We start from the raw sequence: 16,589 nt of genomic DNA on the forward strand, positions 1-16,589 counted from the left end.
CCGCTGAAGGTCTTACAGGATACGTTTCATGCTCGACAATCTCACTACGCGCCTTGCCAAAGTCGTCAAGACCCTGCGCGGCGAAGCCCGGCTGACCGAGGCCAACACGCAGGAAATGCTGCGCGAAGTGCGCCTCGCCCTGCTCGAGGCCGACGTCGCCCTGCCGGTGGTGCGCGATTTCATCGCCAAGGTGAAGGAAAAGGCCCTCGGTGAGGAAGTCATTTCCAGCCTGTCGCCCGGCCAGGCACTCGTCGGCGTGGTGCAGCGCGAACTGACCGCGCTGATGGGCGGCGACTACGAAGGCCGTGCCGCCGAACTCAATCTCGCCACTACCCCGCCTGCCATCATCCTGATGGCCGGTTTGCAGGGTGCAGGTAAGACGACGACCGTCGGTAAGCTCGCCAAGCTGCTGCGCGCCCAGAAGAAGAAAGTCCTCACGGTTTCCACCGACGTCTACCGCCCCGCCGCTATCGCCCAGTTGGAGACGGTCACGAAGCAGGTCGACGCCGACTTCTTCCCGTCGCAACCCGACCAGAAGCCGGTCGATATCGCCCGCGCCGCCGTGGACTGGGCACGTCGCCATCACCATGAAGTGCTGCTCGTCGATACGGCCGGCCGTCTGGGTATTGACGAAGCGATGATGCAGGAAATTAGTGCCCTGCACGCTGAGCTGAAACCGATCGAAACGCTGTTCGTCGTCGACGCCATGCTCGGCCAGGACGCCGTGAACACCGCCCGCGCCTTCAACGACGCGCTGCCGCTCACCGGCGTGGTGCTCACCAAGCTCGACGGCGATTCGCGCGGCGGTGCGGCGCTGTCGGTGCGTCACGTCACGGGCAAGCCGATCAAGTTCGTCGGTGTCGGCGAAAAGCTCGACGGCCTCGAAGTCTTCTACCCGGATCGCATGGCGAACCGGATTCTCGGCATGGGCGACATTCTCGCGCTCGTCGAGGAAGCCCAACGCGGCGTTGACGTTCAGGCCGCGCAAAAGCTCGCCGACAAGGTCAAGAAGGGTGGCGACTTCGATCTGAACGACTTCAAGGCGCAGATCGGCCAGATGAAGAAGATGGGCGGCCTGTCGTCGCTCATGGACAAGCTGCCGGCCCAATTCCAGGCCGCCGCCAGCCAGACCAATATGGATCAGGCCGAGAAGCAGGTGCGCCGCATGGAAGGCATCATCAACTCGATGACGCCCGCCGAGCGCGCCAAGCCGGAACTGATCAAGGCGAGCCGCAAGCGCCGTATCGCCGCCGGTGCGGGCGTTCAGGTGCAGGAAGTCAACCGCATGCTGAATCAGTACGATCAGATGCGCACGATGATGAAGAAACTCAAAGGCGGTGGCATGATGAAGATGATGCGCAGCATGAAGGGCATGATGCCCGGCATGCGCTGATTGAGACTCATCCGGTCGCGGTCCGGTCTGAACTACGGGCTTTCCGTATATACTCCGGGCCGCACATAGCGAAACCCCCGCAACACCGTTCCACAGGGTCGCCCCATATGAACCGCGAAGAAGCGCTCGAAGTATTCCGTAATTCCGAAGAAATCGTCTCCGCAGACGAGGTCAACCGGTCCGTCGACACCATGGCCAAAGCCATCAAGGCCGCCGTCGGCGACGACTTCCCGATGGTGCTGTCGGTCATGGGCGGCGCGGCCGTCTTCACCGGCATGCTGTTGCCGCGCCTCGACTTCCCGCTCGAATTCGACTACATCCACCTCTCGCGCTACAACAACACCACCACCGGTGGTGCGATGCAGTGGCGCGTCGCGCCGCGCGACTCGGTGCGCGACCGCGTGGTGCTCGTGCTCGACGACATTCTCGACGAAGGCGCGACGATGGCCGCGATTCGCGACCGCATTCTCGAAATGGGCGCATCGAAGTTCTACAGCGCCGTGTTGTGCGAGAAGATCCTGACGAAGGAGAAGCCGTCGCATCCGGATTTCTGCGGCTTCACCGTGCCGGATCGCTACGTCTTCGGCTGCGGCATGGACGCCAAGGGATACTGGCGCAACCTGCCTGCGATTCGCGCGCTGACGACGCCGCGCTAATCGGAATGCAACATCGTCGCCGGGTTCGTCCCGCGACAAATAAGAAAGGGGCCTGTTTGCACAAGGCCCCTTTTCTTTTGTGTCGCCCGGCAGCGCCGGCCGCCTGAGCCAGCGTCAGAACTGGTGGACGAAAACTTTCACGCCCTTCAGGATCATCTCGACAGAGATCGCCACCAGAATCAGCCCCATCAACCGCTCGAACGCCGCCACAACCCGCGAGCCCAACCATCGCTCGATACGGTCGGCAAGCAACAGCACCACCGCGCACACGGCCATCGTCACGCTGAGCGCGGTAATCCATTCGAGCATGCGACCCGGCTGCTGCGAGACGAGCAGCATGACGGTCGCGAGGGCCGACGGCCCGGCCAGCGCCGGAATTGCAAGCGGGACAATCAACGGCTCACCGGCGTCCGGCAGCGAGCCGTGGTCCGGACGCGGAAAGATCATCCGCAGCGCGATCAGGAACAGCACGATACCGCCCGCGAGCTGCAACGACAGGTCGGTGAGACTCATCATGCGCAGGAATCGCTCGCCCACCAGCATGAACAACAACAGGATCGCGAACGCGATCAAGACCTCACGAACGATCACGCGTGGCCGTCGGCCCGCTGGCACGTTCTTCAGTGCATTCACGAAAATGGGGATGTTGCCGAACGGATCGGTAATCAGCAGCAACAGCACGGTGGCCGACGCGAACGTGTATTCCATACAGACGACGCCTTCAGATATGACAACGGCAGCCGCCGGGGCGACTGCCGTCAGGTAATGCGTTTGTGCCGATACGAGGCGCGCGAGACCTGAGCATCGTGCGGCGCGCTACCGGCAATTACCGGCAACGCGTCGCATGTCACTCGATCAGACCGCCTTGGCGGCGCGCACCTTGCCGGTGACGACTTCCGCCACCGAGGCGGCGTCGAGCAACTGGGCTTCCGTGTCGCGACGGCCCTGATACTCGATCTTGCCTTCCTTCAGGCCACGGTCGCCGATCACCACGCGATGCGGCACGCCGATCAGCTCCCAGTCCGCGAACATCACACCCGGACGCTCGCCACGGTCATCGAGAATCACGTCGACGCCAGCGGCCACCAGGTCTTCGTACAGCTTGTCGGCGGCAGCCCGCACGGCGTCGCTACGGTCGTAACCCATCGGGCACAGCACCACTTCGAACGGCGCAATCGATTCCGGCCAGATGATGCCGCGCTCGTCGAAGTTCTGCTCGATGGCCGCGCCGAGAATACGCGTGATGCCAATGCCGTAGCAGCCCATCTCCATCGGCGCCGGCTTGCCGTTCTCGTCGAGGAACGTGGCGTTCATCGCCTCCGAATACTTCGTCCCCAACTGGAACACGTGACCGACTTCGATGCCACGGCACAGGGCGATCTCGCCCTTGCCGTCCGGCGAGGCGTCGCCCGGCACGATGTTGCGCAGATCGGCGACGATTTCCGGTTCCGGCAGATCGCGGCCCCAGTTCACACCGGTGATGTGGAAGTCCTTCTCGTTCGCCCCCACCACGAAGTCGCTCATGTGCGCGACGCTGCGATCGACCACGAGCTTGACCGGCTTCTTCGTGCCGATCGGGCCCAGATAGCCCGGCGGCGTGCCGAACCATTCGACAATCTCGGCTTCGCTTGCGAAGCGCAGTTCGCCCAGCCCCGGCACCTTGCTCGCCTTGATCTCGTTGAGCTCGTGATCGCCACGCAGCAACAGCAGCCAAACCTGCGTGCCGGTGTCTTTGCTGTCGGTGGCCAGCACGATCGACTTGACGGTGCGTGCCAGCGGGATCGAGAGCAGCTCGGCCACGGCTTCGCACTTGGCCTTGCCCGGCGTCGCGGTCTTGGTCATGGCTTCGGCAGCGGCCGGACGCTCACCTTGCGGCGGCAGCGCTTCGGCCATCTCGACGTTGGCCGCATAGTCCGACGTCGGGCAGTAGGCAATGGCGTCTTCACCGGTCTCGGCGATCACGTGGAATTCGTGCGAGCCCGAGCCGCCGATGGAGCCGTTGTCGGCCACCACAGCGCGGAACTCCAGACCCAGGCGCGTGAAGATGCGCACGTAGGCGTCGAACATCTTTTGATACGACACTTGCAGGCCCGCGCGGTCCTTATCGAAGGAGTAGGCGTCCTTCATGATGAATTCGCGGCCACGCATCACGCCGAAACGCGGACGAATTTCGTCGCGGAACTTCGTCTGCACCTGATAGAAGTTCACCGGCAGTTGACGATAGCTCTTGATCTCGCGGCGAGCGATATCCGTCACCACTTCCTCGTGGGTCGGGCCGACGACGAAATCGCGGTCGTGACGATCTTTCAGACGGAGCAGTTCCGGGCCGTACTTCTCCCAGCGACCCGACTCCTGCCAGAGTTCGGCCGGTTGCACGGCTGGCATGAGCAGTTCCAGCGCACCGGCGCGGTTCATTTCTTCACGGACGATGGCTTCGACCTTGCGGATCGAGCGCAGGCCGATCGGCAGGTAATCGTAGATGCCGCCAGCAACGCGGCGAATCATGCCGGCGCGCATCATCAGCTTGTGGCTGACGATTTCGGCGTCGGCGGGAGCTTCCTTGAGGGTGCCGATGAAGAAACGAGAGGCTTTCATGCAGATTTCCGGAAAAAATAGGGTCAACGGCGCACGCGACGGTTCGGTCTGATGCAGGGAAGCGGGGCCGGGACGATGCGGATTGACGCCGTGCGCCATCCTCGCATCCCTTGAGACACCCGCCGGCCGTACGCGCCGCCCCGGTTACCCGAGCCGCCGCCGGCCGCCGCGCCGGTGATTATCTGTTTATAATCGAAGCAATTTTAAAGGATTCAGGGGTGGTTGTATGCTGGACCGTGAAGGCTTTCGCCCGAACGTCGGCATCATCCTCTTAAACGCACGCAATGAAGTGTTCTGGGGCAAGCGGCTGGGCGAGCACTCCTGGCAGTTCCCGCAAGGCGGCATCAAGTACGGCGAAACGCCAGAACAGGCCATGTTCCGAGAATTGCACGAGGAAACCGGGCTAAAGCCAGAACACGTCAAAATCATCGGTCGCACACGCGACTGGCTGCGTTACGAGGTGCCGGACAAGTTCATCAAACGCGAAGTGCGCGGACATTACCGGGGCCAGAAGCAGATCTGGTTCCTGCTGCGCATGGTCGGACGCGACTGCGATATCTGCTTACGCGCAACCGATCATCCCGAGTTCGACGCCTGGCGTTGGAACGAATACTGGGTGCCGCTCGACGCCGTGATCGAATTCAAGCGCGATGTGTATCAGCTCGCCCTGAACGAACTCTCGCGTTATCTGCGACGCTCGGCTGCACGCGCCCAGCAGGACCGGCGACGGTTTCCGCGCGCCGGTGCCCGGGTCGGCGAAATGCCGCCGGGGGCTACGGATGCGTCGCACGAGCAGGAGGACAGCTACGGCGGCGGCAATTGTGGCGACAGTGACGGCAGCGACACCGCCGATCCTGCCGCCAACACCGGCACTGCCGACAGTGCCGACCTTCAGCACCGCCGGGGGCACTGAACCGGGCGGCTGACGGCCTGTCTCAACACCGGACGCGGGCACGGTTGCCCGCGTCGGCTTTTTTTGATCTCTCGACCACATTCCCATGCGTCCTTCGATTGCCCGCCGCGCCCCGCGCCTGGCCACGCTTGTCTCTCTGGCCGCTCTGGCGCTGATCGCCGCCTGCAGCAGCGTGTCCCAGCCCGTTCAGGACTTTGACGAATACATGGCGCAGCAGGAAGCCGCCAAGGGCAAGTGGAAGGAGGCGGAATACAAGATGCCGACGGCCGCGCCGCAAGACGCCGATCTGATCAGCTTCTCGACGCTGCCGAACGCCACGCTCGACTATGCCGTCGACGCGAAGTCCATCGAAGTCACCCGGGAAGACGGCGTGGTGCGCTACATCGCGGTGATCCGCAGCAAGAGCGGTGCGCGCAACGTGTCGTACGAGGGCATCCACTGCTCGTCGTTCGAATCGCGTCTGTACGCGACCGGCCGTCCGGACGGCACGTGGGCACCGGCGCGCAACAGCGAATGGCGTCCGATCAAGCCGTACGGCTCGACCGCGTATCAGGGCATTCTGTACCGCGACTTCCTCTGCCAGGACAAGACGCCCTACGGCTCCGCCAAGGACATCGTCCAGAACCTGCGCTATCCGACGACGCCCGCCGCCTATCGCTAAGTCTGTGCCGGACCGACGCCGCCGCCTCGACGGCGTCATGACGCAAAAAAACGCCGGTCACGTATCACGTGCCGGCGTTTTTCGCATCTGACGGTCTGCGCGGATGCGGATCAGCGCAGGATCAGGTTGTCGCGGTGAATCAGTTCGGGCTCGTTCGCAAAGCCCAGCACCTGTTCGATGTCGCTGCTCGGGTGACGACGAATGAGGCGCGCCTCCGAGGCACTGTAGTTGGATAGGCCGCGCGCGACCTCATGGCCCGTCTCGTCGACACATGAGATAACTTCACCTCGCGCAAACGTCCCTTCGACGTCGATCACGCCGATCGGCAGCAGGCTCTTGCCCTCTTCCATCAGCTTCTTGCACGCGCCCGCATCGATCACCACACGACCGCGCACCTGAAGGTGATCGGCCATCCATTGCTTGCGGGCCGTCAGGACCGCCGTGCGCGCCACGAGTTGCGTGCCAATGGCTTCACCACCGGCCAGACGCACCAGTACGTCCGCTTCGCGACCCGACGCGATCACGGTATGTGCGCCGCTCGTCGCTGCGCGTTTAGCCGCCAGAATCTTCGTCAGCATGCCACCACGACCGATGTTCGTGCCCGCACCGCCCGCCATCGCTTCGAGGCGCTCATCCCCGGCTTCGGCTTCGTGCACAAACTCGGCATCGGGGTCTTTGCGCGGATCGGCCGTGTAGAGGCCCGACTGGTCGGTCAGAATGACGAGCGCGTCGCCGTCGATCAGATTCGTGACCAGCGCGCCGAGCGTGTCGTTGTCGCCGAACTTGATTTCGTCGGTCACGACCGTGTCGTTCTCGTTGATGATCGGCACCACCCCCAGACGCAGCAGCGTGAGCAGCGTCGTGCGCGCGTTCAGATAGCGTTCGCGGTCGGCCAGATCGGCGTGCGTGAGAAGAATCTGTGCGGTGCGCACGCCATGCTCGGCGAAACGCGTCTCGTAGACTTGCGCGAGGCCCATCTGACCGACGGCGGCAGCCGCCTGCAATTCGTCGATGGCCTTCGGGCGCTTGGCCCAGCCCAGACGCTGCATCCCCTCCGCAATCGCGCCCGAACTCACGAGCACGACCTGCTTTGGCGGACGTCCGTCGCCCCCGTGCCGCAACGCGGCGATCTGCTGCGCCCAACGCGCAATGGCGACATCATCCAGCCCGCGACCGTCGTTGGTCACGAGACTGGAGCCCACTTTCACCACGAGCCGCTTGGCATCGGCGATGACCGAACGCATGGACCTGGATTCTCCTGCGGATGTATTGGGAAGACGAGACCACCGTGCCCCGGGACGATGCCGCGCGTGCGGATCGTCTCTCATTGGGCCACAGCAGCCGGATCGCTGGCGTTGGCGCAAGGCCCGGGACCTGATGACGTTCGAGACCTTACGACGTCAGCGCCAGCGTTTGAGTGATGTGGAGTTTACGCCTTTGGCGTGTCGTCCGTTGGGATTTGTGGTGCGGCGTCGGCGGGCGGCGTGGCGCTACCTGCGCGGAAACGCGGATCGGCGGCGGCGTCTTCGATCGCTTCTTCGACCGCGCCACGCTGCTGGTACAGATACTCCTGTACCGCCAGACACAACTTCTCGCAACCTTCGCCCGTCAGCGCGGAGATTTCGAAGGTCGGGCCGCTCCAGCCGTAGCGCTCCTTGAAGTCGGCGACGCGCGCTTCACGCTCCGCCTCAGGCACCATGTCGACCTTGTTGAGTACCAGCCAACGCGGCTTCTGGAACAACTCCTCGTCGTACTTCTGCAATTCGAGGACGATGGCTTTTGCGTCCGCCACCGGATCGACGCCTTCGTCGAACGGTGCGATGTCCACGATGTGCAGCAACAGACCGGTGCGCTGCAAGTGACGCAGGAACTGGTGGCCGAGGCCTGCCCCTTCGGCAGCGCCTTCGATCAGCCCCGGAATATCGGCGATCACGAAGCTACGGCCCGGCGCCGTGCGCACGACACCCAGATTGGGGTGCAACGTCGTGAACGGATAGTCTGCAACCTTCGGACGCGCGTTCGACACCGACGAGATAAACGTCGACTTGCCCGCATTGGGCATGCCGAGCAGGCCGACGTCCGCGAGCACCTTCAGCTCAAGCTGGAGCATGCGGCGCTCACCGGGCTTGCCGGGCGTCGTCTGACGCGGTGCGCGGTTCGTGCTCGATTTGAAATGGATGTTGCCCAGACCGCCTGCACCGCCCTGCGCGAGGATCACTTCCTGACCGTGTTCGGTCAGATCGGCGATGGTCTCGCCCGTGTCCATGTCAGTAATGATGGTGCCCACCGGCATACGCAGCGTGATATCGTCGCCGCCCTTGCCGTAGCAGTCCGAACCGCGACCGCGCTCACCGTCCTTCGCCAGATGCTTCTTCGAATAACGGTAGTCGATCAGGGTGTTGATGTTGCGATCCGCCACGGCGAGCACGCTGCCGCCACGACCGCCGTCGCCGCCGTCAGGTCCGCCGAACGGCACGAATTTCTCACGGCGCATCGATGCCGAGCCGTTGCCGCCGTCTCCGGCGATCACCTCGATTCGCGCTGCGTCAATGAATTTCATGTGGGTCCGTCCCGCTTAATGACCGTCCGCAGACGATCCAGAATACTGTTCGATGATCCACGCCGCGCGGCATCCAGTGCGCGCTGGCGGGAGAAACAAAAAAGGCTCCGCATGGAAGCGGAGCCTTTTGGTGGCAAAAGGCTTAGCTTACGTTGCCGCTACCACGCTAACCACTTGCTTCTTCGCTGCGCCCTTGACGGCGAACTGCACATGGCCATCGGCCAGTGCAAACAGCGTGTGGTCCTTACCGATACCGACGTTTTCGCCGGCATGCATACGAGTACCGCGTTGGCGAACGATGATGCCGCCAGCCAGGATTGCCTGACCGCCGTACACCTTCACGCCGAGGCGCTTCGACTCGGAATCGCGGCCGTTACGGGACGATCCGCCTGCTTTTTTGTGTGCCATGACTTAACTCCTTACCTAGCTCGATCGATTAGCCGTTGATGCTGTCGATACGCAGCTCGGTGTAGTTTTGGCGATGGCCTTGACGCTTTTGGTAGTGCTTGCGACGGCGCATCTTGAAAATCTTCACCTTGGGGTGACGACCCTGGGCGACAACGGTAGCCTTGACGGAAGCCCCAGTGACCAACGGCGCACCGAACTTAATCGATTCGCCCTCGCCAACGGCGAGAACCTGGTCAATGGTGATTTCAGCGCCAATGTCAGCCGGTATCTGTTCTACTTTGAGCTTTTCGCCAGCAGCAACCTTATATTGCTTACCGCCGGTTTTTATGACCGCGTACATTGTTGAACCTCACTCATAAACAAGAGAATTCTCGTGCAAACCGAGGGTCCCGAAAGGACTCCACCTACCGGTCGAACGCCCCCGCCGCAGCCCGCTTTCCGAAGTATTTTCGGACGCGGCGCAACGAATGCGCGCACGAAAACGGGGAATTATACAGACTTTCTCCTTTTGCGTCAAAGACTTCCGTAACTCCAGTCATTCCGCGGCCCTGGTGCCCGAAAGTTGCCGCGCCCACTATATAATTTGGGGCGAATTTTTCCTCACCCGAGCCTTGTCTTGACTGCTTCGACTTCTGCCCAGAACGTACTGGCCGCCATCACCGACGACATGAAAGCCGTCGATACGCTTATCCGCCATCGGCTGGCCTCCGAGGTGGTCCTGATCAATCAGATCTCGGAATACATCATCAATTCGGGCGGCAAGCGGCTACGCCCTGCATTGCTGCTACTGGTCTCCGGCGCGCTGGGCGTGACATCGCCCGCCCGCTACGAGCTGGCGGCCGTCATCGAATTCATCCACACCTCGACGCTGCTGCACGACGACGTCGTCGACGAGTCCGATCTGCGCCGCGGCAAGCAGACTGCCAATGCGCTGTTCGGCAATGCGGCGTCGGTGCTGGTCGGCGACTTCCTGTATTCGCGTTCATTCGAGATGATGGTGAGCGTGGACAACATGCGCGTGATGCAGATCCTCGCGCGTGCGACCAACGTCATCGCCGAAGGGGAAGTGCTTCAGTTGCTGAACATGCACGACCCCGATGTCGACGAGGCGCGCTACCTTCAGGTCATCAAGTACAAGACAGCCACGCTGTTCGAAGCAGCGACGCAACTGGCGGCGGTGCTCGCCAACGCCGATGCGCAGACCGAAGCCGCCGTCTGCGAATACGGCGGCCGTCTGGGCACTGCCTTCCAATTGATGGACGACTGGCTCGACTACGCCGGCGACACCGATGCGATGGGCAAGAACGCTGGCGACGACCTGCGCGAAGGCAAACCGACGCTGCCACTGATTCACGTTCTGCAACACGGCACGGAAGAAGAGCGCGCGCTCGTACGCGAAGCCATCGAGAATGGCGGCACCGACAAGTTCGAGCCGATCCTCGCCGCGATCAAGCGCACGGGTGCGCTCGACTACACGCTCGCACGTGCTCAGGAAGAGGCAGATGCTGCCGCACGAATTATTTCTACACTCCCCTCTTCCCATTATAAAAATAGCCTGCTAGAATTATGTTCTTACTCGATAGCGCGACGCACTTAGCGAAGTAGCAGTATCGAAGCGGGGTGTAGCTTAGCCTGGTAGAGCGCTACGTTCGGGACGTAGAGGCCGGAGGTTCGAATCCTCTCACCCCGACCAGGATTTACTTTGCTCTCAAGCAAAGCAAAAAAACCGACGGACTTGTCCGTCGGTTTTTTTATTTCTACTGCCGGATACATTCGCTACGTCCGCCCCATCGAAAAGTCGGCAGTCCGTCACATCCCTCCGATGAGATGTCGGCGTCTGGCTACGCAGCAAACCTTCCAATCCCCTCTGATATAGTGGCGACTCATTGCCACCGCCCGCGCTTAGCCGCCCCAAAACGCTTGGACGCCTTGCCCTTATGGGCGCAGATCTGCGCCGTCGCCTTCCTGATCATCTGCTCGGGATTCTTTTCCATTTCCGAGACGAGCATGATGGCGCTCAACCGCCATCGACTGAAGCACCTCGTACGCATGAACGTACACGGCGCGCGCGCGACACAGGGATTGCTCTCTCGCACGGAAGACCTGCTCTCGACCATTCTCGTCGGCAATAACGTCATCAACACGGTCGTGCCGGTGCTCACCACGTCCATCGCGGTGCGCTACTTCGGCAACGACGCCATCACGCTGTCGATCGCGACAGCAATGATCGCGCTGCTCATCATCATCTTCGCTGAGATCGGACCGAAGATCGTCGGCGCGACTTACCCCGACCGCATCGCCCTTTCCGTCAGCACGCCGCTCAAACCGATCGTGACGGCAGCGAAGCCGCTCGTGTGGGTGCTCAACACGTTCGTGCGCGGCATGCTGCGCGTGCTGCGCATCGACACGCGCACTGCGGCGAGCGAGACGCGCCTGACCACCGAAGAACTGCGCACCATCGTGCTCGAAGCTGGCAACTACATGCCGACTAAGCCACGTAGCGTGCTGCTCAATCTGCTCGATCTCGAGAACATCGCAGTCGACGACGTGATGGTGCCGCGCGCGCGCATCGAAGCGCTCGATATCTCAGCGCCCCTCGACACGATCCTCTCGCAACTCGAAACCTGTTATCACAACAAGCTACCCGTCTATGACGGCGACATCGATCGCATCGTCGGCATTCTGCCGGTGCGCCGTACGCTCTCCGCGTTGCGTCACCCGGACGATCTCACAGTCGATACGTTGCGCGCGTTGCTCGTCGAACCGTATTTCATTCCGAGCGATACCCCCGCGCTGCGACAGTTGCAGTACTTCCAGGAAAACCATCGACGCGTGGGACTCGTGGTCAACGAGTACGGCGAAGTCGAAGGGCTGGTGACGACCGAGGACATCATCGAGGAACTCATCGGCGAGTTCACGACGAGCGTACCGGGTGCCGGCGGCAGCCGTTCGGGGTGGACGGCGGACGACGATTGTCTGGTCGGCGGTGGCGTGGGTCTTCGCGATCTGAACCGGCGACTGGGACTGCATCTGCCGACCGACGGGCCGAAGACACTCAACGGCCTGATTCTCGAAGTGCTGCGCGAAATTCCCGAAGCGTCCGTCAGTCTCGAGATCGACGGCGTGCGTATGGAAATCGTGCAGATCGATAACCAGGCGATCAAAACGGTACGCCTGTTCAAACCGACGGCGCGGGCCCCGCATCACGACTAAAGCTACGCGAACGACGTGAGGCGATCACGTCGTAGTCGTTCACTGCCCGTCACCTACCGCTATTTTTCAGGTTATTCCGATTGAGACACCGCAAGGATTTGACGAGACTGAAGCCTCACCCAGCTCTCGCCGAATCCTGTCATGCCGCGTCAATCCATCGCCTCCGACGACGCCCTGCCGTCCACCACGCCACTGCAACGCCTTGAGCGAATACTGAGCGAAGCGATTCGTGCAGGCGCTTCCGATATCCATTTCGAACCGATGGCGCAGCGCTTTCGGGTACGCCTGCGTATCGATGGCCGCTTGCAAGAGCATGACGACGTTCCGCTGACAGCGCGCGACATGTTGGTCTCGCGTCTGAAGGTGCTCGCGAATCTCGACATCGCACAAAAGCGCTTGCCTCAAGACGGACGCATGGTGTGGCGCGAAGCGGGCGAACCGGTCGAGTGCCGCGTGAGTGCGCTCCCCACCCTGCACGGCGAGAAACTGGTGGTGCGCCTGCTCGATGGCGCGAAAGTCCCCCTCTCGCTTGAAGGTCTCGGTTATTCGCCGGTGCAATACCTCGCGCTCACGCAGGCGATTGCCCGGCCGCACGGCCTCATCTTGCTGACAGGCCCGACGGGCAGCGGCAAGACCGTATCGCTCTATAGTTGCCTGCGACGTCTGAACGATGCGTCGCGCAACATCGTCACCATCGAAGATCCGGTGGAAATTCGCCTGGCCGGTATCACGCAGGTCAATCTCAACGAACGCGCCGGTCTCGACTTTGCAACGGCCTTACGTGCGTTTCTGCGTCAGGATCCAGACGTCCTCGTCGTGGGCGAAATTCGCGATGCACGGACCGCCGAAATCGCCATACAGGCCGCGCAGACCGGTCACCTTGTGTTTGCCACCGTTCACGCCAACGACGCGCCAAGCACGCTCGCGCGGCTGTTCGATCTCGGCGTCGCCCCGTTCAATCTGTCGTCGACGTTGCTGCTGGTCAGCGCACAGCGCCTGCTCAGGCGACGATGCCCGGCCGGGTGCGAGCCGTCCGGCACAACGAAGACGGCAACGGACCGCACGGACACCTGCATGCGCTGTCACGACACCGGTTTTACAGGGCGCATCGGCGCGTTTCAGGTGATGCCGATCAGCGCCACGCAGGCGATCAACATTGCAAAGGCACGCAGTCCGCACGAGCTGGCGGCGCAGGCGCGCAGCGAAGGCGTCATGACGCTAAGAGAAGCCGGGTTGTGGCATGTCGATGCAGGCGCTGTCGCTCAGGAGGATGTCGATGCGACGCTGCCCGTTTGATGCCACTGAGATGCGAACACGCGACACAGTGCGCATACCGCCAATGAAGTGGGCAGAAGGTCTTCAAGGCGGCGATGCGAACGACGACACACAGCATGCGCCACTGCCCCGCCAATGGCGACCACCGATCATGTCGGGCGTAGGTGCCGCATGACGACATCGACACATTTGCAGCGATGGCGATGGCAAGGCCGCGACGCCGACGGACGGCGTCTTCACGGAGACGTGATCGCTCACGGCGAGTCAGCCGCCCGACTGGCGTTGCGACATCGGCATCCGCAGTTGGCCGTCACACAACTGCGTCCGCAGCGCCGCCACTCATCTGCCGCACGCACACGCCCAGCAGACGCGACCGACCTCGTGCGACGTCTTGCGACATTGCTCGGCGCAGGCGTGCCACTGAGCGCCGCCCTCGACGTGCTCGCCAGAGGTGCGCACACACGCGGCCTCAAACGGCTGGCCGCCACCATCGCCGAGGATGTCGCCCTCGGACATCCGCTCGCGCAGGCGATGGCGCATGCCAGCCGTCGGTTCAGCAGCGTCGATTGTCAGTTGATCGCGGCGGGCGAACTGAGCGGCCAGCTCGGCCCGACGCTGGCAAGGCTGAGCGCACAGTACGATCACTTGCAAAGCGTTCGCGACAAACTTCAACGCGCACTCGCCTATCCGCTGACCATATTGGCGGTGGCCATCGCCGTCGTCATCGCGCTCCTGCAATGGGTGATTCCGGAGTTCGAGCGGCTATTCGCGAGTGCTGCCGGCGGTGGCGTGCCGTTGCCGCCGTTGACCCGCTGGCTCATCGACGCCTCACGCGCGTCGCTCGACAACGGTCACTGGGTGTTGGCGAGCACAGGCGCCGCCGGACTGGTCGTCGCTGCGGGTTTGCGGCGAAGTTTATCGCTGCGACGTCATCGCGACCGGCTGTTGCTGCGGCTACCCGGCGTAGGCAAGATTCTTCGGATGATGAGCGCCGCGCGATGGGCCAGAACCCTCGGCACGCTCCTTGACGCCGGTGTCGCACTGCCCGACGCCATGGACGCCGCCGCCAGCGCTTGCGGCAATCTCGTGATGCAGCGATCGGCGCACGACGTGCATCGCAAAGTGGCCCGGGGCGAGCGTCTGGCGACGGCATTGGAGGGCGACGAACACTGGCCGCTGGCCGTGGCGCAACTGGTCGTCATTGGAGAGGAATCGGGTACACTCGGGCGCATGCTCAATCAGGCCGCCGGCCTGCTCGACGAGGAAGCGTCTCATGCGCTGGTCAGTACCTGCGCAACGCTAGAACCCATGATGATTACGTTGCTCGGCCTGCTGATCGGCGGCATGGTCCTCGCCATGTACCTGCCGATGTTCCAACTCGGATACGGTGTCGCATGAACGCCATGAATGGCTACGCCGAGCTGCTTCTCGTCGACTGGCTCGCGCAACTCTCTCCCCACTGGCGTCTCGCATTGTTTGCGGTTTCCGGCGTGATTGCCGGACTGCTCATCGATGTCGTCGTGCGACGGGTGCCTGCCGCCATCGAGCGCGCATGGCTCGAAGAATTGCAGGCCGCCGAAAGCTCGGACACCCACGCCCTGCCTGCCGCATCCCCCCAGCTCTCCCCCCTTGCGCTTGCCTCGACCAGCGAGATGTCGGGCGTCGGCGCGGTCAACCTGCCCGTCGCACTGTCCGACCCCGCACCGTCGCGCCGATGGCAACTCGCGCTGCTCAGCGGCGCGCTGAGTGTCGCCATCTCCTGGCGCTTTGGGCCGACATGGCAGAGCGTCGGCGCGCTCGGACTTGTCTGGACGCTGATCGCCCTTGCCTACATCGATCACGACACGCAGCTGCTGCCCGACATCCTCACGCTCCCGCTGCTTTGGGCCGGATTGCTCTGTAACCTCGGTCATTGGTTTGCCAGCCTGCCGTCGGCCGTCATCGGCGCGGCAGCGGGCTACATGAGTCTCTGGGCGATGTATTGGGTGTACTGGTGGATACGACGTCGTGAAGGGATGGGATTCGGCGACTTCAAACTTTTCGCGGCGCTCGGTGCGTGGTTCGGCTGGACGGCGCTACCGCAAATTCTGCTCGTCGCGTGCGTGCTCGCTATTGTCATTGCGGGCAGCGCATGGCTGATGGGACGCTTACGCGGCGATCAGATGTTTCCTTTCGGCGCGTTTCTTGCGGCCGCAGGTGTCGTCACGCTCTTCGGTGGCGACAGCCTCATGCTCTGGATCGGAGGAACTCCATGACTTACGCCATCGGCCTGACCGGCGGCATCGGTAGCGGCAAGACGACCGTCGCCAATCTGTTTGCCACGCATGGCATCGCCATCATCGATACCGACGCCATCGCGCACAGCATCACCGCCCCGGGCGGTGCGGCGATGCCCGCGATCCGCCGGGACTTCGGCGATGCCTTCGTTGCACCTGACGGCTCACTCGACCGTGCGCGCATGCGCGAAGCGGTGTTCTCGGACAACGCCGCAAAAGCCCGTTTGGAGGCAATCACCCATCCGCTCATACGCACGGAGTGCGAGCGTGCTGCGGCCGAAGCCGAAGGGCCCTATCTGATTTTCGTCGTGCCGTTGTTAGTCGAGTCCGGCACATGGCGTGAGCGGGTGCAGCGCATCCTCGTTGTCGATTGCACCGAGGAGACGCAGATTGCTCGCGTCATGTCGCGCAATCGGTTCACACGCGAGCAGGTGAAGGCCATCATGGCACGTCAGGCGTCACGGGCGCAGCGACTCGCCGTGGCGGACGACATCATCGACAACGACACGCAGCAGGCACCGCTCGCCCCCCAGGTCGACCGTCTGCACGCGGCCTATCTTCAGTTCGCCAGACAGACCGGCGGCGAGTGATTTCGCGTCACGGCACATCGGAATACCGATGTCTGGAGGTATGTCGGGA

At 62.8% G+C, this 16,589-nt stretch carries 17 protein-coding genes and 1 tRNA gene; 11 read left to right on the top strand and 7 right to left on the bottom strand.

What is annotated here, in order from left to right; translation table 11 throughout:
• The first annotated feature begins 28 nt into the window (after positions 1 to 28).
• Positions 29 to 1,393 (top strand): signal recognition particle protein, encoded by a 1,365-nt coding sequence (ffh, locus tag NTU39_RS23760; protein WP_150666578.1) that lies wholly within the window; start codon positions 29 to 31, stop codon positions 1,391 to 1,393.
• A 107-nt stretch (positions 1,394 to 1,500) separates the two neighbouring features.
• A complete protein-coding gene (locus NTU39_RS23765; RefSeq protein WP_046289850.1) occupies positions 1,501 to 2,049 on the top strand; it encodes a hypoxanthine-guanine phosphoribosyltransferase in 549 nt (182 codons plus the stop codon).
• Positions 2,050 to 2,163: 114 nt separating this feature from the next.
• Here NTU39_RS23765 and NTU39_RS23770 read toward each other — a convergent pair whose 3' ends face one another.
• Together NTU39_RS23770 and NTU39_RS23775 are read right to left on the bottom strand one after the other, a co-directional pair.
• The gene (locus tag NTU39_RS23770) at positions 2,164 to 2,757 is read right to left on the bottom strand and encodes a MarC family protein (RefSeq protein WP_150666579.1); all 594 of its coding nucleotides are present in this window, start codon (positions 2,755 to 2,757) and stop codon (positions 2,164 to 2,166) included.
• A gap of 147 nt (positions 2,758 to 2,904) precedes the next feature.
• Positions 2,905 to 4,644 carry a proline--tRNA ligase gene (locus NTU39_RS23775; RefSeq protein ID WP_150666580.1) on the bottom strand — a complete coding sequence of 580 codons (1,740 nt, stop codon included), beginning with the start codon at positions 4,642 to 4,644 and terminating at the stop codon, positions 2,905 to 2,907.
• 226 nt (positions 4,645 to 4,870) lie between these two features.
• On the opposite strand from NTU39_RS23775, the gene NTU39_RS23780 reads away from it, so the two are divergent.
• Positions 4,871 to 5,557 (top strand): RNA pyrophosphohydrolase, encoded by a 687-nt coding sequence (locus tag NTU39_RS23780; protein WP_150666581.1) that lies wholly within the window; start codon positions 4,871 to 4,873, stop codon positions 5,555 to 5,557.
• 85 nt (positions 5,558 to 5,642) lie between these two features.
• Entirely contained in the window at positions 5,643 to 6,218 is a 576-nt protein-coding gene (locus tag NTU39_RS23785; protein ID WP_150666582.1) for a CNP1-like family protein, read from the top strand.
• Positions 6,219 to 6,328: 110 nt separating this feature from the next.
• Here NTU39_RS23785 and proB read toward each other — a convergent pair whose 3' ends face one another.
• The 4 genes from proB to rplU all read right to left on the bottom strand — a co-directional run bounded on the left by proB (position 6,329) and on the right by rplU (position 9,526).
• A complete protein-coding gene (proB, locus tag NTU39_RS23790) occupies positions 6,329 to 7,462 on the bottom strand; it encodes a glutamate 5-kinase (protein ID WP_150666583.1) in 1,134 nt (377 codons plus the stop codon).
• Between the two features lie 185 nt (positions 7,463 to 7,647).
• The gene (cgtA, locus tag NTU39_RS23795) at positions 7,648 to 8,778 is read right to left on the bottom strand and encodes an Obg family GTPase CgtA (protein WP_150666584.1); all 1,131 of its coding nucleotides are present in this window, start codon (positions 8,776 to 8,778) and stop codon (positions 7,648 to 7,650) included.
• 147 nt (positions 8,779 to 8,925) lie between these two features.
• Complete coding sequence (rpmA, locus tag NTU39_RS23800; RefSeq protein ID WP_257958726.1) at positions 8,926 to 9,186, bottom strand: 50S ribosomal protein L27; 261 nt, start codon at positions 9,184 to 9,186, stop codon at positions 8,926 to 8,928.
• A gap of 28 nt (positions 9,187 to 9,214) precedes the next feature.
• Positions 9,215 to 9,526 (bottom strand): 50S ribosomal protein L21, encoded by a 312-nt coding sequence (gene rplU / locus NTU39_RS23805; protein ID WP_039393314.1) that lies wholly within the window; start codon positions 9,524 to 9,526, stop codon positions 9,215 to 9,217.
• Positions 9,527 to 9,853: 327 nt separating this feature from the next.
• On the opposite strand from rplU, the gene NTU39_RS23810 reads away from it, so the two are divergent.
• Both NTU39_RS23810 and NTU39_RS23815 read left to right on the top strand, forming a co-directional pair.
• Entirely contained in the window at positions 9,854 to 10,783 is a 930-nt protein-coding gene (locus NTU39_RS23810; RefSeq protein ID WP_233327767.1) for a polyprenyl synthetase family protein, read from the top strand.
• A 19-nt stretch (positions 10,784 to 10,802) separates the two neighbouring features.
• Positions 10,803 to 10,879 (top strand) — tRNA-Pro (locus NTU39_RS23815).
• Between the two features lie 190 nt (positions 10,880 to 11,069).
• Here the strand turns inward: NTU39_RS23815 and NTU39_RS23820 are convergent.
• On the bottom strand, positions 11,070 to 11,195 hold the full coding sequence (locus tag NTU39_RS23820; protein WP_257125707.1) for a hypothetical protein: 126 nt from the start codon (positions 11,193 to 11,195) through the stop codon (positions 11,070 to 11,072).
• On the opposite strand from NTU39_RS23820, the gene NTU39_RS23825 reads away from it, so the two are divergent.
• The 5 genes from NTU39_RS23825 to coaE all read left to right on the top strand — a co-directional run bounded on the left by NTU39_RS23825 (position 11,194) and on the right by coaE (position 16,540).
• Entirely contained in the window at positions 11,194 to 12,399 is a 1,206-nt protein-coding gene (locus tag NTU39_RS23825) for an HlyC/CorC family transporter (protein WP_257958727.1), read from the top strand. The two genes, NTU39_RS23820 and NTU39_RS23825, sit on opposite strands and share 2 nt — an antisense overlap.
• Before the next feature lie 141 nt (positions 12,400 to 12,540).
• Positions 12,541 to 13,695, top strand: a complete 1,155-nt coding sequence (locus NTU39_RS23830) for a GspE/PulE family protein (RefSeq protein WP_257958728.1) — start codon at positions 12,541 to 12,543, stop codon at positions 13,693 to 13,695.
• A gap of 150 nt (positions 13,696 to 13,845) precedes the next feature.
• Positions 13,846 to 15,072: a type II secretion system F family protein gene (locus NTU39_RS23835; RefSeq protein WP_257958729.1), complete on the top strand. Its 1,227-nt coding sequence runs from the start codon at positions 13,846 to 13,848 to the stop codon at positions 15,070 to 15,072.
• Entirely contained in the window at positions 15,069 to 15,929 is an 861-nt protein-coding gene (locus NTU39_RS23840; protein ID WP_257958730.1) for a prepilin peptidase, read from the top strand. The genes NTU39_RS23835 and NTU39_RS23840 overlap by 4 nt, the downstream gene beginning before the upstream one ends.
• Entirely contained in the window at positions 15,926 to 16,540 is a 615-nt protein-coding gene (gene coaE / locus NTU39_RS23845) for a dephospho-CoA kinase (RefSeq protein ID WP_150666589.1), read from the top strand. Before NTU39_RS23840 ends, coaE begins: the two co-directional genes overlap by 4 nt.
• Positions 16,541 to 16,589 lie beyond the last annotated feature (49 nt).

Origin of the sequence: Pandoraea commovens, assembly GCF_024704525.1 — a bacterium.
Classification (GTDB): Bacteria; Pseudomonadota; Gammaproteobacteria; order Burkholderiales; family Burkholderiaceae; genus Pandoraea; species Pandoraea commovens.